Origin of the sequence: Pseudomonas sp. D(2018), from assembly GCF_005502555.1 — a bacterium.
Taxonomy (GTDB): Bacteria; Pseudomonadota; Gammaproteobacteria; order Pseudomonadales; family Pseudomonadaceae; genus Metapseudomonas; species Metapseudomonas resinovorans.
The window spans coordinates 1-23,385 of the sequence record NZ_SCOK01000054.1 but is presented as its reverse complement, the minus strand read 5'-3'; the positions used below and the strand labels follow the sequence as shown (position 1 = coordinate 23,385).

Annotated in this window: 15 protein-coding genes; 8 read left to right on the top strand and 7 right to left on the bottom strand. The window is 63.3% G+C overall.

Annotated features, from left to right (window positions below; genetic code table 11):
• The first annotated feature begins 5 nt into the window (after positions 1 to 5).
• The 7 genes from aroK (at position 6) to FFS60_RS24125 (ending at position 11,840) form a co-directional block, all read left to right on the top strand.
• Entirely contained in the window at positions 6 to 524 is a 519-nt protein-coding gene (gene aroK / locus FFS60_RS24155) for a shikimate kinase AroK (protein ID WP_081668151.1), read from the top strand.
• Positions 525 to 580: 56 nt separating this feature from the next.
• The gene (gene aroB / locus FFS60_RS24150; RefSeq protein WP_028630572.1) at positions 581 to 1,684 is read left to right on the top strand and encodes a 3-dehydroquinate synthase; all 1,104 of its coding nucleotides are present in this window, start codon (positions 581 to 583) and stop codon (positions 1,682 to 1,684) included.
• A 9-nt stretch (positions 1,685 to 1,693) separates the two neighbouring features.
• Entirely contained in the window at positions 1,694 to 3,349 is a 1,656-nt protein-coding gene (locus FFS60_RS24145) for an AAA family ATPase (RefSeq protein ID WP_137823389.1), read from the top strand.
• A gap of 252 nt (positions 3,350 to 3,601) precedes the next feature.
• Entirely contained in the window at positions 3,602 to 8,047 is a 4,446-nt protein-coding gene (gene gltB, locus FFS60_RS24140) for a glutamate synthase large subunit (RefSeq protein WP_137823388.1), read from the top strand.
• Positions 8,048 to 8,083: 36 nt separating this feature from the next.
• Positions 8,084 to 9,502 carry an FAD-dependent oxidoreductase gene (locus tag FFS60_RS24135; RefSeq protein ID WP_028630575.1) on the top strand — a complete coding sequence of 473 codons (1,419 nt, stop codon included), beginning with the start codon at positions 8,084 to 8,086 and terminating at the stop codon, positions 9,500 to 9,502.
• A 283-nt stretch (positions 9,503 to 9,785) separates the two neighbouring features.
• Positions 9,786 to 10,853, top strand: a complete 1,068-nt coding sequence (hemE, locus tag FFS60_RS24130; protein WP_028630576.1) for a uroporphyrinogen decarboxylase — start codon at positions 9,786 to 9,788, stop codon at positions 10,851 to 10,853.
• A gap of 222 nt (positions 10,854 to 11,075) precedes the next feature.
• Positions 11,076 to 11,840 carry a ParA family protein gene (locus FFS60_RS24125; RefSeq protein WP_028630577.1) on the top strand — a complete coding sequence of 255 codons (765 nt, stop codon included), beginning with the start codon at positions 11,076 to 11,078 and terminating at the stop codon, positions 11,838 to 11,840.
• A 53-nt stretch (positions 11,841 to 11,893) separates the two neighbouring features.
• Here the strand turns inward: FFS60_RS24125 and FFS60_RS24120 are convergent, their stop codons facing one another.
• From FFS60_RS24120 to FFS60_RS24105, 4 genes are all read right to left on the bottom strand, one after another.
• Positions 11,894 to 12,718, bottom strand: a complete 825-nt coding sequence (locus FFS60_RS24120; protein ID WP_028630578.1) for a universal stress protein — start codon at positions 12,716 to 12,718, stop codon at positions 11,894 to 11,896.
• Positions 12,719 to 12,791: 73 nt separating this feature from the next.
• A complete protein-coding gene (locus tag FFS60_RS24115; RefSeq protein WP_028630579.1) occupies positions 12,792 to 13,235 on the bottom strand; it encodes a PaaI family thioesterase in 444 nt (147 codons plus the stop codon).
• A gap of 89 nt (positions 13,236 to 13,324) precedes the next feature.
• The gene (trxC, locus tag FFS60_RS24110; protein WP_028630580.1) at positions 13,325 to 13,759 is read right to left on the bottom strand and encodes a thioredoxin TrxC; all 435 of its coding nucleotides are present in this window, start codon (positions 13,757 to 13,759) and stop codon (positions 13,325 to 13,327) included.
• 55 nt (positions 13,760 to 13,814) lie between these two features.
• Positions 13,815 to 15,602 carry an SLC13 family permease gene (locus FFS60_RS24105; RefSeq protein ID WP_028630581.1) on the bottom strand — a complete coding sequence of 596 codons (1,788 nt, stop codon included), beginning with the start codon at positions 15,600 to 15,602 and terminating at the stop codon, positions 13,815 to 13,817.
• A 237-nt stretch (positions 15,603 to 15,839) separates the two neighbouring features.
• Between FFS60_RS24105 and FFS60_RS24100 the strand changes: the two genes are divergently transcribed.
• Positions 15,840 to 16,535, top strand: coding sequence for an aspartate/glutamate racemase family protein (locus FFS60_RS24100; RefSeq protein WP_171016568.1), 696 nt, complete (start codon positions 15,840 to 15,842; stop codon positions 16,533 to 16,535).
• A 75-nt stretch (positions 16,536 to 16,610) separates the two neighbouring features.
• Here the strand turns inward: FFS60_RS24100 and selO are convergent, their stop codons facing one another.
• From selO to FFS60_RS24085, 3 genes are all read right to left on the bottom strand, one after another.
• Positions 16,611 to 18,071, bottom strand: a complete 1,461-nt coding sequence (gene selO, locus FFS60_RS24095) for a protein adenylyltransferase SelO (protein ID WP_137823387.1) — start codon at positions 18,069 to 18,071, stop codon at positions 16,611 to 16,613.
• A gap of 41 nt (positions 18,072 to 18,112) precedes the next feature.
• On the bottom strand, positions 18,113 to 21,442 hold the full coding sequence (mscK, locus tag FFS60_RS24090) for a mechanosensitive channel MscK (RefSeq protein ID WP_036997864.1): 3,330 nt from the start codon (positions 21,440 to 21,442) through the stop codon (positions 18,113 to 18,115).
• 167 nt (positions 21,443 to 21,609) lie between these two features.
• Complete coding sequence (locus FFS60_RS24085; protein ID WP_028630585.1) at positions 21,610 to 23,352, bottom strand: potassium/proton antiporter; 1,743 nt, start codon at positions 23,350 to 23,352, stop codon at positions 21,610 to 21,612.
• Positions 23,353 to 23,385: the final 33 nt, after the last annotated feature.

Sequence of the window (23,385 nt, the reverse complement as noted above, 5' to 3'; positions counted from 1 at the left end):
TATCGGTGCGAAATTTGATTCTGATTGGCCCGATGGGGGCAGGAAAAAGCACCATCGGGCGTTTGCTTGCAAAAGAACTGCGACTTCCCTTCAAGGACTCCGATAAGGAAATCGAACAGCGCACCGGAGCGAATATCCCTTGGATATTCGACGTCGAGGGTGAGCAAGGCTTTCGTGATCGTGAACAGTCGATGATCGAAGAGCTTTGCGAGCAGGACGGTGTCGTCCTGGCGACTGGCGGCGGCGCAGTGCTACGACCGGCCAATCGCCAGGCCTTGCGCTGTGGCGGGCGAGTTGTCTATCTGCATACCTCCGTTGAGCAGCAGATCGAACGGACCGCTCGGGACCGCAATCGCCCGCTGCTGCGCTCGGCTGATCCAGGAAAGGTCCTGCGCGACCTGATGGCGATTCGCGATCCGCTCTACCGCGAGATCGCCGATATCATCATCGAAACCGACGAGCGGCCGCCGCGCCTTGTGGTGCAAGAAATACTGGCGCGCCTGCAGGCACTGCCGCCCCGTTAAGTTAATGCGCGGGCGGAACTGCGCTATCCTTTAGCCCTTTTTATGTCGGGGGCCCCATGCGGACACTTCAGGTCGATCTTGGCGAGCGTAGCTATCCCATTCATATAGGTTCCGGCCTGCTGTCGCAGCCGGAGCTCTTCACGCCGCATATCGCGGGTCGGCAGGTGGCTATCGTCACCAATGAGACTGTGGCGCCCCTCTATCTTGAGAAACTGACCCAGGCCTTGCAGGGCTATTCGGTCTTGCCGGTTGTGCTCCCTGATGGCGAGGCCCATAAGAACTGGGAAACCCTGCAGCTGATCTTCGACGCCCTGCTGGGTGCGCGCCATGATCGGCGCACTACCGTTATTGCCCTTGGGGGCGGTGTGATCGGTGACATGGCCGGCTTTGCTGCAGCCTGCTACCAGCGTGGCGTGGACTTCATCCAGGTACCTACCACTCTGCTGTCCCAGGTGGACTCCTCGGTCGGTGGCAAGACCGGGATCAACCATCCGCTGGGCAAGAACATGGTCGGCGCCTTCTATCAGCCCAAGGCGGTGATCATCGACACGGACAGCCTGCGCACCTTGCCGGAACGCGAACTGTCTGCCGGCCTGGCCGAGGTAATCAAGTACGGCCTGATCTGCGACGAGTCGTTCCTGCCCTGGCTCGATGAGAAGATGCCTGCCCTGCGCGGCCTCGACGCCGGCGCCCTGACCGAGGCCATCGAGCGCTCCTGTGCCGCCAAGGCCAGGGTGGTCGGGGTGGATGAGCGGGAGTCTGGTCTACGCGCCATTCTCAACCTGGGCCACACCTTCGGCCACGCCATCGAAACTCAGCAGGGTTACGGTGCCTGGTTGCACGGTGAGGCAGTATCGGCAGGTACCGTCATGGCCCTGGAGATGTCCAGCCGTCTGGGCTGGATTTCAACCGACGAGCGCGATGCGGCTATTCGCCTCCTGCGCAGTGCCGGCTTGCCGGTCGTACCGCCGACGGACATGACGCCGGAACAATTTCGCCAGCATATGGCCGTAGACAAGAAGGTGCTCGATGGCCAGCTACGCCTGGTGCTGCTGCGCCGTATAGGCGAAGCCGTCGTGACTGCCGAATATTCGCGCGATGCGCTGGAGGCCACCTTGGCCGCCGACTATCGCGCCCTGGCCGACAAGCTTGGAGAGTAAAGGATTCCCATGAGCAGCCTGCACGCCGACGAGGCCTACCTCGGTCATTACCAGTTCACCCATGACCCGTTCGCGGCGCGGGTGCCTGGCTTCAAGTTCTTCCCTGCCCAGCGCAAGCCGGTGCTTGGTCAGCTGCACCATCTGGCGCGCTATAGCCAACTGATGCTCGTGGTGAGCGGCCCGCATGGCAGTGGCAAGACCCTGCTGCGTCAGGCCCTGGTCGCCAGCACCAACAAACAGGCCGTGCAGAGTCTCGTGGTATCGGCTCGCAATTCGGTCGAAGCCGGAGGTCTGCTAAGGCAGATCGCCCAAGGGCTGAGTGTTGCCCAGGCCGATGTGCGTTCCATTCTGGCCCAGGTTGCCCAGCTCGCCCTGACCGGCCAGGAGGTGTATCTCCTGGTGGATGACGCCGAAGAACTGGATGACGCGTCTCTCGATAACCTGCTGGCCTTGGCCGAGGGCAATGTCGAGGCGCGCACCCACGTATTCCTGTTTGGTGAAGACTCCTTGCTGGCACGCCTCGATGCTCTGGCTGAAGGGGAGGAGCGCTTCCATGTCATTGAGCTGCAGCCCTACAGTCAGGAAGAAACCCGTGAGTACCTCGCTCAGCGCCTCGAAGGTGCTGGTCGTGGCATCGAGTTGCTGAACGATGAGCAGGTGGAAGAGATCCACCTGCAATCCGGCGGTTGGCCCGGTTCGATCAACCAGGTCGCACGTGATCTCATGGTCGAAGCGATGCTTGCCGAGCGTGGCGCGGCGCGGAAATCCGCCACCGGCTTCAGCCTGCCGAAGAAACACCTGCTGGCCCTCGCAGTCGTCGGGGTTGGCGTGATTGCTGCCTGGATGATGCAGGGGCGCAACGACGGCAATGCTGACACTGCACCCGCAGCCGCCCAGGTGCCGTTGGGGCAGGCGCCAGCTGGCCAGGCTGGCAGTCAGGATGATTCTGGCGCGCCGGCTGTCGAGTTTGCAGGTTCCTCGCAACCGCTGCCGTTGCCGTTGGTGGGAGAAGCCCAGCCGGTGATTCGCGAACCGCTGGCGCAGGCGGCTGGCCAGGGCGAGCCGGAAGATGCTCCGGCACCCGATGCGACCGCCAATGTGCCGCCCACCGTCACCACCGTTGCACCGCCCCAGGGGGCGACAGCCAGTCCAGCGCCTGCACCGGTAGAACCCATTGCGTCGTCGCAACCGTTGCCCATGCCGACTCAGCCTGTCGCAGCTGTGCCTGTTGCCCCGGTCGCACCCGCCAAACCTGCCGCTCCGGCTCCGGCGGCCGCTTCGTCCCCGGCACCCAAGCCGGCTCCCGCGCCGAGCCAGGCCGCGGCCAAGCCGGCTGAGAAACCTGCAACGGCGCCTGCGGCCGCTACTGCGGGTGGGAGTGCGGGGAGTGGTTGGTACCGCAGCCAGACCGGCAATCATTTTGCCCTGCAGGTGCTTGGCACCAGTTCGGAGAACAGTGCCAAGGCCTTCGTTCAGCAGAATGGCGGCCAGTACCACTACTTCAAGAAGCAGTATCAGGGCAAGGCGCTCTATGTCGTGACCTATGGCAGCTTCCCTAGTCGCACTGCTGCCCAGGCTGCGATCAAGTCCCTGCCGGCCAAGGTTCAGGCTGGTAAGCCCTGGCCCAAGACCTTCGCCAGCATCCAGCAGGAGATGGCTCGCTAGTTTCGCGCGAGCCTGATCCCTCGCCTTCTGACCAGGCGGTCGCTAGCACGACCTCCTGGTTCATTCATTCATTTTTGCGACATCGACTTTCACTAGTTGGCCACTAAGATTTGTGGTCGACCAAGGGGCTATGTACAATGACCTCCCTTTGCCTACGCAAAAGCTGGCAACAAGTCCGGCGCGTATGGTAAGGAGTTGAATTACAAAGCAATTCTGCCTTTTTCTTAAGGCAGCCCTGGTGAGAGTTCCCCTATGAAAGCAGGTCTGTACCATCCTGATGAATTCAAGGATAACTGCGGTTTCGGCTTGATCGCCCATATGCAGGGCGAGGCGAGCCACCATCTTCTGAAAACCGCCATTGAAGCCCTGACCTGCATGACCCACCGCGGCGGCATCAACGCCGACGGCAAGACCGGCGACGGTTGTGGTCTGTTGATCCAGAAGCCCGATCTTTTCCTGCGTGCTATTGCCAAGGAGACTTTCGCGGTCGATCTGCCTGCCCAGTACGCCGTTGGCATGGTCTTCTTCAACCAGGACCCGGCTCGTGCCGAAGCCGCTCGCGAGAACATGAATCGCGAAATCCTCGCTGCGGGCCTGCAACTGATCGGCTGGCGCAAGGTTCCGGTGGACACCAGCGTCCTTGGTCGCCTGGCCCTCGAGCGCCTGCCGCAGATCGAGCAGGTCTTCATCGGCGGAGAAGGTCTGGGTGACCAGGAGATGGCGGTCAAGCTGTTCAGCGCCCGTCGTCGCTCCTCCGTGGCCAACGCCGCTGACGCCGACCACTACATCTGCAGCTTCTCGCACAAGACCATCATCTACAAAGGCCTGATGATGCCGGCCGACCTGCAGCAGTTCTACCCGGACCTGGGTGACGAACGCCTGCAGACCGCCATTTGCGTCTTCCACCAGCGCTTCTCTACCAACACCCTGCCGAAGTGGCCGCTGGCGCAGCCCTTCCGCTTCCTCGCCCATAACGGCGAGATCAACACCATCACCGGCAACCGCAACTGGGCGGTAGCCCGTCGCACCAAGTTTGCCAACGAGCAACTGCCCGACATCGATGAGCTCGGCCCGCTGGTCAACCGCGTGGGTTCCGACTCCTCCAGCATGGACAATATGCTCGAACTGATGGTCACCGGCGGCATCGACCTGTTCCGTGGCGTGCGCATGATCATCCCGCCGGCCTGGCAGAACATGGAAACCATGGATGCCGACCTGCGTGCTTTCTACGAATACAACTCCATGCACATGGAGCCCTGGGACGGCCCTGCCGGCGTCGTGCTGACCGACGGCCGCTACGCCGTTTGCCTGCTCGACCGCAACGGCCTGCGTCCGGCTCGCTGGGTCACCACCAAGAACGGCTACATCACCCTCGCCTCGGAAATCGGTGTGTGGGATTACAAGCCGGAGGACGTGATCGCCAAGGGCCGTGTCGGCCCGGGCCAGATCCTCGCGGTGGATACCGAGACCGGCCAGGTCCTCAACACCGAAGACATCGACAGCCGCCTGAAGTCGCGCCATCCGTACAAGCAGTGGCTGCGCCAGAGCGCCGTGCGCATCCAGGCCAAGCTCGACGACGACCACGGCGTGGCCAGCTACGACAGCGACCAGCTCAAGCAGTACATGAAAATGTTCCAGGTCACCTTCGAGGAGCGTGACCAGGTACTGCGCCCGCTGGCCGAACAGGGCCAGGAAGCGGTCGGCTCCATGGGTGACGACACCCCCATGGCCGTGCTGTCCCAGCGCGTGCGTTCGCCGTTCGACTATTTCCGTCAGCAGTTCGCGCAGGTCACCAACCCGCCGATCGACCCGCTGCGTGAAGCCATCGTCATGTCTCTGGAGATCTGCCTCGGTGCCGAGCGCAACATCTTTAGTGAGTCGCCTGACCACGCCACCCGCGTGATCCTCAGCAGCCCGGTGATCTCCCCGGCCAAGTGGAGCGCGCTGATGAGCCTGGATCGTCCGGGCTTCGAGCGGCAGATCATTGACCTGAACTACGAGGAGAGCCTTGGCCTCGAAGCGGCCGTGCGCAACATGGCCGACCAGGCCGAAGAAGCCGTGCGCTCCGGCAAGGTCCTGCTGGTGCTGACCGATCGCCACATCGCGCCCGGCAAGCTGCCGGCCCACGCGTCCTTGGCCGTCGGCGCCGTGCACCATCGCCTGGTGGAGAAGGGCCTGCGTTGCGACTGCAACATCCTGGTCGAGACCGCCACTGCCCGTGACCCGCACCACTTTGCCGTGCTGGTCGGCTTTGGCGCGTCTGCCGTGTACCCGTTCCTCGCCTACGAAGTGCTGGCTGACCTGATCCGCACCGGCGAAGTGCTGGGCGATCTGTACGAAGTATTCAAGCACTACCGTAAGGGCATCTCCAAGGGCCTGCTGAAGATCCTGTCGAAGATGGGGATCTCCACCATCGCTTCCTATCGTGGCGCGCAGCTGTTCGAAGCCGTCGGCCTGTCCGAAGAAGTGGTGGACCTCAGCTTCCGTGGTGTCGCCAGTCGCATCAAGGGTGCACGCTTCGTCGACATCGAGTCGGAGCAGAAGCTGCTGGCCTTCGAAGCCTGGAACAACCGCAAGGCCATCCAGCAAGGCGGCCTGCTGAAGTTCGTCTACGGCGGCGAGTACCACGCGTACAACCCGGACGTGGTGAACACCCTGCAAGCCGCCGTGCAGCAGGGCAACTACGAAAAGTTCAAGGAATACACCGCGCTGGTGGACACCCGCCCGGTGTCGATGCTGCGCGACCTGCTCAAGGTCAAGACCATCGACCAGCCGCTGCCGCTGGACGAGATCGAACCGCTGGAGTCCATCTTCAAGCGCTTCGACGCAGCGGGTATTTCCCTGGGCGCGCTGTCTCCCGAAGCGCACGAAGCACTGGCCGAAGCCATGAACCGCCTGGGCGGCCGCTCCAACTCCGGTGAGGGCGGTGAAGACCCGGCGCGCTACGGCACGGTGAAGAGCTCCAAGATCAAGCAGGTGGCGACCGGCCGCTTCGGTGTCACCCCGGAATACCTGGTCAACGCCGAAGTGCTGCAGATCAAAGTCGCCCAGGGCGCCAAGCCCGGTGAGGGCGGCCAGTTGCCCGGCGGCAAGGTCAACGGCCTGATTGCCCGTCTGCGTTACGCAGTGCCTGGCGTCACCCTGATTTCGCCGCCGCCGCACCATGACATCTACTCCATCGAAGACCTGGCCCAGCTGATCTATGACCTCAAGCAGGTCAACCCGCAGGCGCTGGTCTCGGTGAAGCTGGTGGCCGAAGCGGGCGTTGGCACCATCGCCGCTGGCGTGGCCAAGGCCTATGCCGACCTGATCACCATTTCCGGCTATGACGGTGGCACCGGCGCATCCCCGCTGACTTCCATCAAGTACGCGGGCAGCCCGTGGGAACTTGGCCTGGCGGAAACCCACCAGACCCTGCGCGGCAACGACCTGCGCGGCAAAGTTCGGGTGCAGACCGACGGCGGCCTGAAAACCGGCCTCGATGTGATCAAGGCGGCCATCCTCGGCGCCGAAAGCTTCGGCTTCGGTACAGCACCCATGATCGCCCTGGGTTGCAAATATCTGCGCATCTGCCACCTGAACAACTGCGCCACTGGTGTCGCCACCCAGAACGACAAGCTGCGCAAGGACCACTTCATCGGCACCGTCGAAATGGTGATGAATTTCTTCACCTACATCGCCGAAGAAACCCGCGAGTGGCTGGCCAAGCTGGGCGTGCGCAGCCTGAGTGAACTGATCGGCCGTACCGACCTGCTGGAAATGCTGCCGGGCGATACCGAGAAGCAGGGCCACCTGGATCTCAGCCCGCTGCTGGGCAGCGACCACATACCGGCTGACAAGCCGCAGTTCTGCGTCGTTGAGAAGAACCCGCCCTTCGACCCGGGCCTGCTGGCCGAGAAGATGTGGGACATCGCCAAGGCAGCCGTCGAAGGCAAGACTGGTGGCGTCTATGACCTGGAAATCTGCAACTGCGACCGTTCCATCGGCGCGCGGATTTCCGGCGAGATCGCCCGTCGCCACGGCAACCAGGGCATGAAGGATGCTCCGGTGACCTTCCGCTTCCGCGGTACCGCGGGCCAGAGCTTCGGTGTGTGGAACGCGGGTGGCCTGAACCTGTACCTCGAAGGCGATGCCAACGACTACGTGGGCAAGGGCATGACCGGCGGCAAGGTGGTCATCACTCCGCCCAAGGGCAGCCCGTTCAAGAGCCAGGAGTCGGCCATCGTCGGCAACACCTGCCTCTACGGTGCCACTGGTGGCAAGCTGTTCGCCGCAGGAACTGCAGGCGAGCGCTTCGCAGTGCGTAACTCCGGCGCCCACACTGTGGTGGAAGGCACCGGCGACCATTGCTGCGAGTACATGACCGGCGGTTTCGTCTGTGTCCTGGGCAAGACTGGCTATAACTTCGGTTCCGGCATGACTGGCGGTTTCGCCTACGTACTGGACCAGGACAACAGCTTCGTCGACCGGGTCAACCACGAGCTGGTGGAGATCCAGCGCATCAGCAACGAGTCCATGGAGGCTTATCGCAGCCACCTGCACGGCGTGCTGGTGGAATACGTCAAGGAAACCTCCAGCGATTGGGGTGCCCACCTGCTGGAAAACCTGGACGATTACCTGCGTAAGTTCTGGCTGGTCAAGCCGAAGGCCGCGAGCCTTGCCTCGCTGCTCTCCAGCACCCGTGCCAACCCGCAATAACAACAGCGCCTGAAGTGGTTTGATGAGGTTTTTTTAATGACTGAACGTCTGAACAACGACTTCCAGTTCATCGAGGTCGGGCGCAAGGATCCGAAGAAGAAACTGTTGCGCCAGCGCAAGAAGGAATTCGTCGAGATCCATGACCTGTTCAAGCCGCAGCAAGCGGCTGACCAGGCCCACCGCTGCCTTGGCTGCGGCAACCCCTATTGCGAGTGGAAGTGCCCGGTGCACAACTTCATTCCGAACTGGCTGAAGCTGGTTTCGGAAGGCAACATCCTGGCTGCCGCCGAGTTGTCGCACCAGACCAACACACTGCCGGAAGTCTGCGGCCGCGTGTGCCCGCAGGACCGCCTTTGCGAAGGCGCCTGCACGCTGAACGACGGTTTCGGTGCCGTGACCATCGGCTCGGTGGAGAAGTACATCACCGATACCGCGTTCGCCATGGGCTGGCGTCCGGACATGTCCAAGGTCAAGCCAACCGGCAAGCGTGTAGCGGTGATCGGTGCCGGTCCGGCGGGCCTGGGTTGCGCCGACGTACTGGTGCGCAATGGCGTGGCTCCCGTGGTCTTCGACAAGAACCCGGAAATCGGTGGCCTGCTGACCTTCGGTATCCCCGAGTTCAAGCTTGAGAAACAGGTGCTGAGCCGTCGCCGCGAAGTCTTCACCGGCATGGGTATCGAGTTCCGCCTGAATACCGAGGTGGGCAAGGACGTGACCATGGACCAACTGCTCGAGGAGTTCGATGCAGTCTTCATGGGCATGGGTACCTACACCTACATGAAGGGCGGTTTCCCGGGCGAGGACCTGCCGGGCGTGCACGACGCGCTGGATTTCCTGATCGCCAACGTCAATCGCAACCTCGGCTTCGAGAAGTCTCCCGAAGACTTCGTCGACATGAAGGGCAAGCGCGTGGTGGTCCTGGGTGGTGGCGACACTGCGATGGACTGCAACCGCACCTCCATTCGCCAGGGCGCCAAGGCCGTGACCTGTGCCTACCGCCGTGACGAAGAGAACATGCCCGGTTCGCGCAAAGAGGTGAAGAACGCCAAGGAAGAGGGCGTGAAGTTCCTCTTCAACCGCCAGCCCATCGCCATTGTTGGCGAAGACAAGGTGGAAGGCGTGAAGGTGGTCGAGACCCGTCTCGGCGAGCCGGATGCCCGCGGCCGTCGCAGCCCCGAGCCCATTCCGGGTTCCGAGGAGATCATTCCGGCCGAAGCCGTGCTGATCGCCTTCGGCTTCCGTCCGAGCCCGGCGCCCTGGTTCGAGCAGTTCGAAATCAGCATCGACAACCAGGGTCGCGTGGTCGCCCCCGCGCAGGCGCAGTTCAAACACCAGACCAGCAACCCGAAGATCTTCGCCGGTGGCGACATGGTCCGCGGTTCGGACCTGGTGGTGACGGCGATTTTCGAGGGGAGGACCGCCGCCGAAGGCATCCTGGACTACCTGGGCGTCTAAGCTACTGCGCTCGGCCAGGCGTTGTTGAAAACAGGCTCGGAATGCTCATTAACAGCTAGTAAACTCCGCTTCCTCGCCTGTTTGACTCACTGGCGCTCGCCCTTCGGGCCAGCCTCTGGCTGTTACTTCCGTTGGTCGTTGCGCCTAGCCTGACCTTCGCTCGTGACGCTCAGAGAGCTGCGGTTCGCGGCATTTCGTCGCGATGGACAAAAGGCACGGCACTCGCCGTGCCTTTTGCGTTGGGCTTTGCGAAAATGCCCGCACTTTTTCGTTGGACACTGCCATGACCGTCTTGAAGAACGACCGTTTCCTCCGCGCCCTGCTCAAGCAGCCCGTTGATGTCACTCCCGTCTGGATGATGCGCCAGGCCGGTCGTTACCTGCCGGAATACCGAGCAACCCGCGCCAAGGCCGGTGACTTCGTCAGCTTGATGAAGAACCCTGAACTGGCCTGCGAGGTCACCGTCCAGCCGCTGGACCGTTACCCCCAGCTGGATGCGGCGATCCTCTTCTCCGACATCCTCACTATTCCCGATGCCATGGGCCAGGGGCTGTACTTCGAGACCGGCGAAGGCCCGCGCTTCAAGAAAGTGGTGAGCAACCTGGCCGACATCGACGCCCTGCCGATCCCGGACCCGGAGCAGGACCTGGGCTACGTGATGGACGCCGTCCGCAACATTCGCCGCGAGCTGAATGGCCGCGTACCGCTGATTGGCTTCTCCGGCAGCCCCTGGACGCTTGCCACCTACATGGTCGAAGGCGGTTCCAGCCGTGACTTCCGCAAGTCCAAGGCGATGCTCTACGACAACCCGCAAGCCATGCACGCCCTGCTGGACAAGCTGGCCCAGTCGGTGACCGTCTACCTGAACGGCCAGATCAAGGCCGGCGCCCAGGCGGTGCAGATTTTCGACTCCTGGGGCGGCAGCTTGTCAGCGGCGGCCTACCAGGAATTCTCCTTGGCCTACATGAAGAAGATCGTCGACGGGCTGATCCGCGAACACGACGGCCGTCGCGTACCGGTGATCCTCTTCACCAAGGGCGGTGGCCTCTGGCTGGAATCCATGGCTGACAGCGGCGCCGAAGCCCTGGGCCTGGACTGGACCTGCGACATCGGCAGCGCCCGCGCCCGCGTTGGTGACAAGGTCGCGCTGCAGGGCAACATGGACCCCTCCGTGCTGTACGCCAATCCGGCGGCCATCCGCGCCGAGGTGGGCCGTATCCTCGCCGCCTACGGCAAGGGCTCTGGCCACGTATTCAACCTCGGCCACGGCATCACCCCGGAAGTCGACCCGGCCCACGCCGGTGCCTTCTTCGAGGCAGTGCACGAACTGTCGGCGCAGTACCACGCCTGAGATCCGTGCAATGGAAAAGGCCGCTTTCGCGGCCTTTTCTAATTGATCCGGATGAGCTCACCGCTCTGGGCTTCTGGAGCCTGGTCGATGGCGAGCAACGGAGGAGTCCTCCGAGTGGCTTTTTGATGTCACTTGTTTGGTGCAAGCATCTTGCCGGAGGCCTCGCCCTTGTCATGGGCATTGCATAGAATCCGACACTTATCAGGCTCAGTGAGGTGTGCGATGCGGCGCGTGGTTTTCAATCAGAAGGGCGGTGTCGGCAAGTCCAGCATTGCCTGTAACCTGGCGGCGGTGAGTGCTTCGCAGGGGTATCGCACCCTGTTGATCGACCTCGACGCCCAGGCCAACTCTACCCACTACCTCACCGGCCTGACCGGTGAAGATATCCCCATGGGGATCGCTGACTTCTTCAAGCAGACGCTCTCGGCTACCGCCTTCCGCAAGGGCAAGGTGGATATCTACGAAACGCCCTACGACAACCTCCACGTGGTGACCGCCACGGCTGAGCTGGCCGATCTCCAGCCGAAGCTCGAGGCCAAGCACAAGATCAACAAGCTGCGTAAGTTGCTGGACGACTTGGCCGAAGACTACGACCGGATCTACCTGGATACGCCTCCTGCCCTGAACTTCTATACGGTTTCCGCGTTGATCGCCGCCGATCGCTGCCTGATTCCCTTTGACTGCGACAGCTTCTCCCGCAATGCGCTCTACGGGTTGCTTGCAGAAATCGAGGAGTTGAAAGAGGACCACAACGAGGGCCTGGAAGTGGAGGGCATTGTGGTCAACCAGTTCCAGCCGCGGGCGACCTTGCCCCAGCAGTTGCTGGATGAGCTATTGGAGGAGGGGCTGCCGGTGCTGCCGGTCAACCTGATGATGTCGGTGAAGATGCGCGAGTCGCACCAGGCCTGCAAACCGCTGATCTACTTCGATCGTAGCCATAAGCTGACCCAACAGTTCGTCGAGCTGCACGACCTGCTGGAAAGCTGATGGCTCGGTAATGGACAGCATCTTGTTCGCCCCGGCTTGCCGGGGCGAATGCGTTATTTGACCAGCAACAGGTCGGCGGGTGGGTTTTGCAGGTAGCGCAGGGCGAGGCTGCCAAGCAGGGCCTGCGCAATCAGGCTGCGGCCGTGGCTGCCGAGGGCGAGCAGTTGTGGGCGCAGGCTGGCGATGCCGTCGTCCAGTGCCTTGGGGAGCGAGCCACGCAGCACTTCCACTTCCACTGTGGGGGCCCGTTCGGCCAGGCCGGCGAGTTCGTCTTCCAGCAGCTTCCCCAGTAGCACTTTCTGGGTTTCCAGGAAATCGCCCGAGCTGGCGCTTCTGGACAGCAACCTGTTGCCCAGCTCCATCACATTCAGTGCGGTCAGGTGGGCCTCCCGAGGTAGCAGGGCGCAGCCCTTGCGCAGGGCGTCGCAGGCGCAGAGGGAGAAGTCCAGGGCGGCGACGGCACGTTGGTAGGGCTGTTCAGGTCGCTCCCCGACTACCAGGAGCAGTGGCGTGGTGAGGTGGCGGGCGACCCGCTCCAGCGTGGTGCCAATGAAGAGCTCGGGTGCGTTGTGGTGGTGCCGGCCGATAACGAGCAGGTCTGCCTGGCTGTCGCCTGTTTCCTCGAGAATCTCCTGTGCCGGACGGCCCTTGCGCAGTAGCACCTGGCAGTCCTCGGCGCCCAGCTGTGCCAGGCGTTCAGTGAAGTACTGCTGGGCTGCATCCCGCAGGTTGCCCTGGACAGCATTGGGCAGGTGGTCCTCGAGAACGTGCAGCAGGGACAGGCGTGCATTGTGCTGGCGGGCCAACTGGATGGCACGGCGCAGGGCGATGTCTGCTTCGTGGCTGAGGTCATGGGCGACAAGGATGTGCTGGAACATGGTGGGGGCCTCCTCTGAGGCTCGCACTCTGCGACTTTTCGTCACCCGCCATTTTGATCCAGGGCAAGGCCGATCAATGGGCTCGCATCTGATAGAGCCCGCGGCTCTGCGCAACCACTTCGCCGTCGGCGTCCAGTAACTGCAGCTCCAGCAGGTAGTCGGCCTTGCCGTTGGTTTCGGCCTCTTGCTGGATGCGCGTGATTTCCTCGCTGCCCATGCGTGCTTCGACCGTAATGTCCCCCTTGGCGGGGCGGCGGAAGCGCAGGTTCATTTCCTTGATGATGGGGTAGAAGCGGCGGCTGTCGAAGCTGGTGAGAAAGAGCGCGCCGCCGGGTACTTCGGCCAGGGTGAAGAGTGCCCCGGCGTAGAGCGTGCCGATGTGGTTCTGGTTACCTTCCAGGGGCATGCGCAGGCGCACATGGCCGGGCTCCAGGACCTCGGCCTTGAGGCCGCTGCGTTTGACGAAGGCGATCTGTTCCTCGGTCAGCTGGCGAACCAGTTCGATGGGCATGGACATGGCGGACTCCGGCTTGGCGATGTCCAGAGACTAGCGGCCGTGGCCATCCGGGCAATGACCGGGAAGGCCAGCATGATTGACCGAAGCGATCAGATGCCTTGGGCGCTGAGCCAGCCGAGCAGTTGCGGCAGGGGCAGCGCACCGCTCTGGCGTGCGACCTCGCGGCCATCCTTGAACAGGATCAGCGTGGGGATCGAGCGGATGCCCAGTTGCCCGGCGAGGTTGCGGTTGGCCTCGCTGTCCAGCTTGCCCAGCCGGCAACGGCCCTGGAGCTGGCCGGCGGCCTGCTGGTAAATGGGGGCGAAGGCCTTGCAGGGACCGCACCAGTCGGCCCAGACATCCACCAGCAGCGGCAGGTCGCCGCGTAGTTGCTTGGCGAAGCTGGTCTCATTCAGGTCGAAGGGGGCGGTGGGTAGCACGGCGCCCTTGCAATGCCCGCAACGCGGCGAGTCGCCCAGGCGGGCGGCGGGAATGCGGTTCAGGCTGGCGCAGTGGGCGCAGGGAACAAGCAAAGGATCGGTCATGAGGGACTCCAGAGTCGGTGATACCGATCTGGAGCCGCGCCTGCGAATTTCAAGGTTACTGCAGCGGCCAGATGCGCGGGATCACCAGCATGGCGACCCCGACCATGAGGATGTTCAGCGGGATGCCAATGCGCATGAAGTCGCTGAATCGGTAGCCGCCGGCGTTGTAGACGAAGGTGTTGGTCTGGTAGCCGATCGGAGTGGCGAAGCTGACGCTGGCGGCGAACATCACCGCGACCACGAACGGCCGGGGGTCCAGTCCGAGGCTTTGGGCAATGCCGATGGCGATAGGGGTGACGAGGACCGCCACGGCGTTGTTGGAGAGGATCTCAGTGAGGATGGTGGTCAGCAGGTAGACGAAGCCCAGCATCAGCAGCGGGCTGGCGTTCGGGATCGCGGCCATGGTCTTGGCCACGACGAGGTCGATCAGTCCCACATTGTCCATGGCGATGCTGATGGCGAGCATGCCGAAGATCAGGCTCAGTACTTTCCAGTCCACGGCCTTGTAGGCGTCATCTACGTCCAGGCAGCGGGTGCCCAGGACCACGGCGCAAGCGATGATCGCCAGCCCCTCGATGGGCATGAAGCTGAAGGCGGACAGGACGACCACTGCCAGGGTCGCAAGTATTGCGATGGGCGCCTTGTCGCGGCGGTAGGCGCGTTCCTGCACGGCATTGAGGCTGATCAGGTCGCCGTTGTCGGCGAAGCGCTTGATCTGTGCAGGCGTGCCTTCCACCAGCATCACGTCGCCGAACTGCAGCTGGAAGTCGTCCAGGTTACCCTGCACGTTCTCGTCCTGGCGGTGCACGGCAAGCACGGCGATGCCATAGCGCGCGGTGAGGTCGAGGTCGCGCATGGGGCGGTTGCTGTAGCGCGAGTTACGCCCGACGATGGCCTCGGCCACGATCACATCATGGCTGCTGACGGTCTCGAAGGCCTCGCCGCGGTTGAAGGTGAGCTTGTTGCTCTCCCGCAGGTCGACCACGTCCTTGACCTGGCCGTGCAGGACCAGCAGGTCGCCGGCCGCCAGTGCCGTGTCATGGCCCGGCTCGGTGATTTCCAGCTCGTCGCGGAAGATTTTCAGCACCTTCAGGCCACTGCCGCCGTTGAGGTTGGCCTCGCCGATGGTGCGGCCGATCACCGGTGAATCGTGGGGCACCAGCAACTCACTCATGAAGGTTCGGCCCAGGTCCGGGCGCAGTTGCTTGGAGAGGGTTTCGCGGTCCGGCAGCAGGCGGCGGCTGAACAGCATCAGGTAGACGAAACCGACGGCGCAGAAGGCCAGGGCCGCCGGGGTGATCTCGAACATGCCGAACGGCTCGAGGCCGGCCTTGCGCGCCACGCCGTCCACCAGGATGTTGGTGGAGGTGCCGATCATGGTCAGCATGCCGCCCAGCACCGTGGCATAGGACAGCGGGATCAACAGTTTCGAAGGCGAGCTGCTGGCACGTTTGGCCAGGGCGATGGCTACCGGGGTGAGGATGGCTACCACCGGGGTGTTGTTGAGGAAGGCAGACACCACCAGGGCCGTGATCATCAGGCCTGCGAGCACGCGGGTGGGGCTGTCGCCCACCAGGTCACCGAGCCAGTTGCCAAGGGCATCGATGCAACCTGTGCGCTCCAGCGCTGCCGAGAGCACGAACATGCAGGCGATGGTTACGGGGGCGGAGTTGGAAAGCACGCCGAGCACGTCGTGGGGCGTGAGTTGCTGAGCGGCCAGCAGGGCGGCGACGGCGATGGCCACAACCACGTCCGGGGTCCACTTTTCGCGGACGAACGCATAGAGCACCCAGACCAGGAGCGCAGACACGAATAGCAGAGGGAAAGCGTCCCAAGAGGGCATGGAGTTCCTTAGAGGGCGTGCGAATCTCGTATGAGGTATCGGGCGCGCCTGTAAGGCACCCGCGCAAGGCCGCCAATTTAGTGGGGTTTTTTTAGAGAGTCTAAGACAATTTCAATAGGTTTATATGTCATTTGGTTATCAGCGGAAGGCTGTATTCCTGCCTTGCCATGCAGCTGTATGCCTGCAGCGCCGGGGGCATCAGCTAGGCTGGGTCTTTCCATTCAAGAGGTGGCAGTGATGAGGATGCTGGGCGTTCTGGGTGGGATGAGCTGGGAATCCACCGTTACCTATTACCAACTGCTCAACCGAGGCGTGCGCGACCGTCTGGGCGGGCTGCATTCGGCGCCTCTGCTGCTGCACTCGGTGGACTTCGCGCAGATCGCCGCGCAGCAGAAGGCCGGTGAATGGGAGGCTGCCGGTGGGGTGTTGGCGCAAGCCGCGCGTGGGCTGGAGGGTGCTGGTGCGACGGCGCTGTTGTTGGCTACCAACACCATGCACAAGGTCGCTGCGGCCATCGAGCAGGCCGTGGATATTCCGCTGTTGCACATTGGCGATGCCGTTGGCGGGGCGCTGCGTGCGGGCGGCGTCGAGCGTGCGGCCCTGCTTGGCACCCGCTTCACCATGCAAGAAGACTTTTACCGCGAACGCCTGGACCGGAGCTTCGGCATTCAGGTGCTGGTGCCCGACGCGGAGGCAATGGCGGAGATCGACCGGGTGATCTTCCAGGAACTCTGCGTGGGGCAGTTCCTGCCTGCTGCCCGAACCTTCTATCTCGACCAGTTGGCGCAGTTGAAGGCGCGGGGTGCGCAGGCGGCCATCCTCGGTTGTACAGAAATTGGTCTGTTGCTGGACGGCTGCGCCTCGCCGCTGCCGCTGGTGGACAGCGCCGAGCGGCATGTGGCGATGGGGTTGGAGTGGATGTTGGGCCGCTAGCCCTGATTTGTAGGAGCCAGCTTGCTGGCGAAAAAAGTCGTTCGCTAGCAAGCTAGCTCCTACAGGGATCGCGGCTCAGGACGAGCAACTGATCTCCAAATGCTTGCCCCATTCCGGCGGGCGCTCGGCAAAACGTTCCATGCCAGGTTGTTCGTCGAACGGGTGGGAAAGTACCGCGTGCAGTTGGCGCACCTCGGCATAGTCACCCTGCTGGGCCGCCTCGATGGCGCGCTGGGCGAGGTAGTTGCGCAGGACGTACCTGGGGTTCACCGCGTGCATTCGGGTACGGCGTGCTTGCTGGTCGTCGCCTTCCAGCGCCGCGCGGGCCTGGTAGTCGGCGGCCCAGGTATCGAAGCCTGCCAGGTCGACGAAGTCTTCCCGCAGCTTGCGCAGTGCCTGCTCCGGGCTCTCCTCGCCCAGACGGCGGAAAAACTGGTTGTAGTCCACGGCACTGCCTTGCATGAGTTGCAGCAGGCGCTGCACTCGCGCCTCGTCTTGCTCGTCAGCTGAGGTGAAGCCCATACGGCGACGCATCAGGTCCAGGTAATGGGCCTGGTAGAGCGGCAGGAACAGGTTGAGGGTCTCTCGCAGCTGGTCCACGTCGACGAAGGGCGTCAGCGCCTGCGCCAGGGCCGCGAGGTTCCAGTGGGCGATAGGCACCTGGTTGCTGAAGCTGTAGCGGCCGGTGTCGTCGGAGTGGTTGCAGATGTGGTTGGCATCGAAGTCGTCGAGGAAGGCGTAGGGGCCGTAGTCGAAGGTGATGCCGAGGATCGACATGTTGTCGGTGTTCATCACGCCGTGGCAGAAGCCGTAGGCCTGCCAGAGGGCGATGAGTTCGGCATTGCGTTCCAGCACTTCGCGGAAGAACGCGGCCCAGGGCTGCTCCTGCTCCAGGCATTGGGGGAAATGGCATTCCATGACGTGTCGCCCCAGGGTTTCGAGCTGCTCGTGCTGGCGCGTGTAATAGAAGTACTCGAAGTGACCGAAGCGTACGTGGCTCGGCGACAGACGCAGCAGCATGGCGCCGGTTTCGCGCGTTTCCCGGTACACCGGGGTCGAGGAGCCGGTCACGCACAGTGCGCGGCTGGTGGGAATGCCCAGGGCGTGCAGGTATTCACTGGCGAGGAATTCGCGTATCGAGCTGCGCAGCACCGCGCGGCCATCGCCCATGCGCGAGTAGGGCGTCTGGCCCGCGCCCTTGAGGTGAAGGTCCCAATGCTCGCCGGCATCGTTGAGCACCTCGCCCAGCAGCAGTCCGCGGCCGTCACCCAGGCGCGGGTTGTAGGCTCCGAACTGGTGCCCGGAATAGACCATTGCGCGTGGCTCTGCCTCGGACCAGAGCTTGTGCCCGGAGAACAGCTCGGCGAACACCTGGGTGTCGGCTTCAGCCGGGTCCAGGTCGAGCAGGGCCATGGCCGCCGGACTGGCCACCACCAGGCGCGGCTCTGCGATGGGCTCGGGCAGCACCTCGGTGGAGAAGGCATCCCCCAGGCGGGCGAAACGGTTGTCGAACTGCAGGTCGTCGAGTCTTTTCATGGGCTCAGCTTGTCATGCCGCCGTCGGCGCTGGAAGTGGACTCATCTGGCTTCCGGGACCGGTGCCTTGTCCTTGATCGGTATGCCTTCGGCTTCGGTATCGCCATGTTTGTCGATCCTGCGGGTGAGGGTGACGTCCATCTTCGGCGTACTGGAGGTATTGATGTCGTGCTCTTTGAACAGCTGGTCGATGCGACGGTTCAGTTCGTCCGTGGCCAGGCCTCTGTCGCTGAGCTCGCGCACATAGATCTTCAGTTCGTGATCTAACGTGGCAGGGCCATAGGTTTTCAGCTGCACGGTGGGTGCCGGGTCGCGGAGTACGCGCGGGTTCTCCTGAGTGGCTTGCAGCAGCAGCTTGCGCACCATCTCGAGGTCGAGATCGCTGCTGCGGTTGACGCTGTACTCCAGCACGATGCGGGTGACGGTGTCGGTCAAGGTCCAGTTGATCAGTTGGCTGGTAAGGAAGGTCTGGTTTGGGACGATCACTTCCTTACGGTCGCTGTCGGTGATGTGGGTGGCGCGGATGTGGATACGGTTCACCGTGCCGGTGACAGTGCCGATGGTGACCAGGTCGCCGATGCGCACGGGGCGCTCGAACAGCAGGATCAGGCCGGAGATGAAGTTGGCGAAGATCGCCTGCATACCGAAGCCGATACCCACCGAGAGGGCGGCCACCAGCCATTGCAGCTTGTCCCAGCTGACGCCGAGGGTGGACAGCGCCGTGACAAAGCCAATGCCAGCAATGGCATAGGACAGCAGGGTGGTCGTGGCGTAGGCGCTGCCCTGGGCCAGCTTCAGCCGGGATAGCACCAGGACCTCCAGCAGGCCTGGCAGGTTGCGCGCGAGCGCCATGGTAATGCCGGCGATGATCAATGCACCGAGCACGTCCAACAGGCTGATGGGCACCTGCGTGGCGGCATTGCCGGTGCCGGTGGAGTACTGGTAGAGGGTGATCTGGTCGAGGTAGGCGAACACGCTGATCAGGTCGGCCCAGACCAGGTACAGGCAGGCGATGAACACGCCCAGCAGCGCCAGGCGGATCAGGCGCAGCGACTGCTGGTTGACCTTTTCGATGTCGAGGGTCGGCTCTTCCACCACGACCTCTTCGCCCTCTGCATTCTCCTTGGTCTGCGCCTGGCGCTTGGCGAGCACCCGCTGGTAGGCGAGGCGCCGCGCCGCCACAGAGAGGCCGCGGACGAAGGCTGCCTCGACTAGCAACAGGACGATCACCAGGTAAAGAGAGGTAATCAGCCGATCGGTGAGTTTGAGCGAGGTGTAGTAGTAACCGAAGCCCACCGCGACGATGAAGACCAGCGGAACCAGCGTGAAGGCGACGCCGATCAGCAGGCGGACAGGTGATGTCTGCTCGCGCATGGGTTCGGCCAGCAACAGGTTGCTCAGCACCAGGGTCATCAAGGCATAGCAACTGAGCACTACGATGACGCCGATGATGTCGTCTGCCAGCGCCGCGGGTTGGTGCTCGGCGACGGTGACGATGGCTACCAGCGCCATGACCACGCCACCCAGGCGACGGATCTGGCTGCGCAGGAAGGCGACCCGCGGGCGGTCCCAGTGGAAGTGCAGTTCGGCGATGCCGCCCGGTGCAAGGATGCGGTAGAGGGTATAGAACACCATCCAGGCCTGGGCCATCTCCATAAAGGCGGCGCCCAGGGTGGCGTTTTGGCCGCGGGCGTCGATCTGCAGGGCGAAACCGCAGAGGACCAGGAACAGGCTGACCGGCAGGGCGAGCATCACGGTGAGGAACAGCGCCATTGGCGTGTGCAGTTGGCTGTCACGCTTGAAGTGGCCGACGTCCTGGTTGATCTCGTGGAGCTTGGCGTACAGGTAGCGACGCTTCCACAGCAGGCCGCCAATCACCAGAAGCAACGGCAGGAACAGCCAGGGACGGTCCACCAGGCCCTCGCCCAATTCGCGCAGCCCTGCACCCCAGGGCATTTCTGCCAACTGGCGTTCCAACAGGTGCGGCGTGGATTTCAGCCAGTTGAGGTCCAGTGGCTTGTTGCTCGGAATCCAGAACATCTGCTCGTCGAGGGTGTTGCGCAAGGCCTGGGAGGTCTCCTGCAATTGCTTCTGGTTGAGCTGCAGGGTGATGGATTCGTTGAGCAGGGTGTTGAGCTCACGACTCAGGCGATCGAGCAGCTCGGCGCGGGTGGAGACCAGTTTCATCAAGGTCGTACGCAGATCCGCTGTCACTTGCTCGGGCGGCTGCTCGGCGAGCAGGTCATCAACATAGGCCTGCTGGTTGCTCAACTGGTCGCGCTGCTGATTCAGCTCGAACTGGTAGAGACGGATATCGGCGATCTCATCGGCCAGGTTCTTGTCCAGGTGCAGGAGGGGCAGGGCCTGCTTCTGCTGGTAGAGGATCTTGGCCAGCAGCAGGCTGCCCTTGAGTACGCTGATCTGCTCTTCCAGGGCCTGGTCGGCCTGGCTGAGGTTGTCCAGTTGCTGGCGGGTCTGCAGGTTCTGCTGGGTCAGCTCGTTGAGACGGTCGGTGGCACGCAGCAGGTAGTCGGACATCTTCAGGTTGATGGCGCTTTCTTTCGCGAGCAGGCTATCCGGCGTCGCCTTGTCAGTATCGCGGGAGAGTTCGGCCACCGTCTGCTCCGAGCTTTCCCGGCGCATCTCGTTGATCAGCGACTGCAGGTCCTGGGTTTCCTGCTCAAGGCGGCGGATGCGCTCCATGAGCAGGTCGCGCTGGCTGTTGCCGAGGTCCTGCAGCAGGCTGTTGCCCGCCAGCTCTTCGCGGCGCAATTCGGTCTGGGCAGCGAGGGCGGCCTGCTCGGCGCTGAGCAGGTTGCGCTGATTGTCGCTGATGGTCTTGCCGTTTTCCTTGCCGGTCTTGAGATTGTTGTTGATCTGCTGGATACGCGTCTGGTTGGTACTGATCTCGGCCTGGGCCCGCTCCGGGCGGGTCTGGGAGGTGATGATCAGGCTGTTGGCGTCGGCCAGTGACTTCTGCCGCTCGGCCAGTTCGCTGCTGCGCTCATCCAGCAGCTTTTCCAGTTGTGCGAGTTCGGATTTGCCATAGCGCTCTTTCACCGCGATTGGTGGGCTGTTCTTCAGCCGCGTCAGTTCGCGCTGTGCTTCATTGATCAGACGGGGGGCATCGCTCAGCTGTCGTTTGAGCGCTGTCAGGGCTTGCTGGCTTTCCTGCTGGCTGGCCACGAAGGTCTGAGTCTGTTCCTCGAGCGAGGGCTTGTCCTGGGCTTCGCCTTCGGCGGACTTGCTCTCGGTTGGCGCGGCAGTCGGTTTGGGCAAGGCAGCGCCGACGGTGGGGGCAGCTTGCAGGTAGGCCGGAGTCAGGCAGAGGCCCAGCAGGGTGGCAGCAAGAAAGGTGCGCAAGGAGGCAATCATCGCGATCGGGTAACTCGGGTTCAAATGCGGCTAATGATATGCCACGACGGCCTTTGCGGGACTGTCTGGCACGAGCGGTAGTGATCCGGGTTCGCGCATAGGCGAACCCCGGGTTTCCATGGCGGGGGCCTGACGACTCGGGAGAGCCGTCCTAGACGCGTCCTCTAGAGGAACAGCCCCGGACGACCCTGCCCTTCGGGGAATTTGACGCCCACTTTGCGTACCTTGTTCCCTTCCATCAGCGCAACGGTCCAGGTCAGGCCGTTCCATTCCACCTGGTCTCCGACCACCGGCTCGCCGCCGATTTCGTGGGCAATGAAACGGCCCAGGGCCTGGTGGCCATCCAGCTCGCCGAGCTTGAGGCCATAGAGCGCGGCCACCGCAGACAGCTGGGCATCGCCTTCCAGGACAAAGTCGCCGAAGAAGCGCAGGTCCAACCCGCGCTGCGGCGCCTGGCTGAACAGTTTGCCGAGGGCAGAGAGGTCATGCTCGTGGCCGACGACACAGAGGATGTCGCCAGCTTCCAGGGTGGTACTGCCCGATGGGTGCAGCAGCTCCTTGCCGCGGAACAGGGCGGCGATACGGGTGCCTTCGGGCATTTTCAGCTCGCGCAGGGCGGCGCCGATGCACCACTTCTCGGCCCCCAGTCGGTAGACGAACAGCTCCCACTCGCTGGTGGGGTGTACTTCCAGGCCCGCGCGGGAGATCGGCGCAGGCTCGGGCGGTACCGTGACTCGCAGCAGCTTGGCGGCCCAGGGCAGGCTGGTGCCTTGCAGAACCAGGGACACCAGCACGATGAAGAAGGCCACGTTGAAGAACAGCTGGGCATTGGGCAGCCCGGCCATCAGCGGGAACACGGCGAGAATGATTGGCACCGCGCCGCGTAGGCCAACCCAGGCAATGAAGGCCTTTTCGCGGTCGTGGAACGCGCGGAAGGGCAGCAGGCCGAGGAACACCGACAGCGGACGGGCAAAGATGATCATCCACAGCGCCAGGCCCAGGGCCGGTAGCAGAATCGGGAACATTTCGTGTGGCGTGACCAGCAGGCCGAGCACCAGGAACATGCCGATCTGCGCCAGCCAGGTGAGGCCGTCGAGCATGTGCAGTATTCCGTGGCGGGAGCGGATTGGCCGGTTGCCGAGGTACAGGCCGAAGAGATAGACGGCAAGGATGCCGCTGCCCTGTACGGCGTTGGTCACGGCGAACACCAGGATGCCGCCGGCCACTACCAACAGGGGGTAGAGGCCGTTCGCCAGGGTCAGGCGATTGATCAGTTGCAGCATCAGCCAGCCACCGACGAAGCCCAGCAGGGTGCCGATGCCGAACTGTTGGATGATGTGCACGACAAAGGTCCAGCTGAAGCCGGTCTGGCCGCTGGCGAGCATCTCGATCAGGGTCACGGTGAGGAACACCGCCATCGGGTCGTTACTGCCCGACTCGATTTCCAGGGTCGCGCTGACGCGCTCGTTGAGGCCGCGTCCACCCAGCAGGCTGAACACCGCTGCGGCGTCGGTGGAGCCGACGATGGCGCCGATCAGCAGGCCTTCCAGGGTGCTCAGGTTGAATAGCCAGGCGGCGGCCACACCAGTCAGTCCTGCGGTGACCAGCACCCCGATGGTGGCCAGGGACAAGGAGGGCCAGAGCGCCACGCGGAAGGTGGCTGCGCGGGTTCGCATGCCGCCGTCCAGCAAGATAATCGCCAGTGCCAGGTTGCCCACCAGGTAGGCCTGGGAATAGTTGTTGAAGACGATGCCGCCAGGGCCGTCGCTGCCGGCGAGCATGCCGACCACGAGGAATACGACGAGGATGGGGACGCCGAAGCGTGACCCGAAGGCGCTGACCAGAATACTCATGCCTACCAGCACCGCGCCGATCAGGAACAGGCTATTGACGGTGGTGGCATCCACTGGTGGCTCCTTGCGAGGGGGGAGGGGCTATGG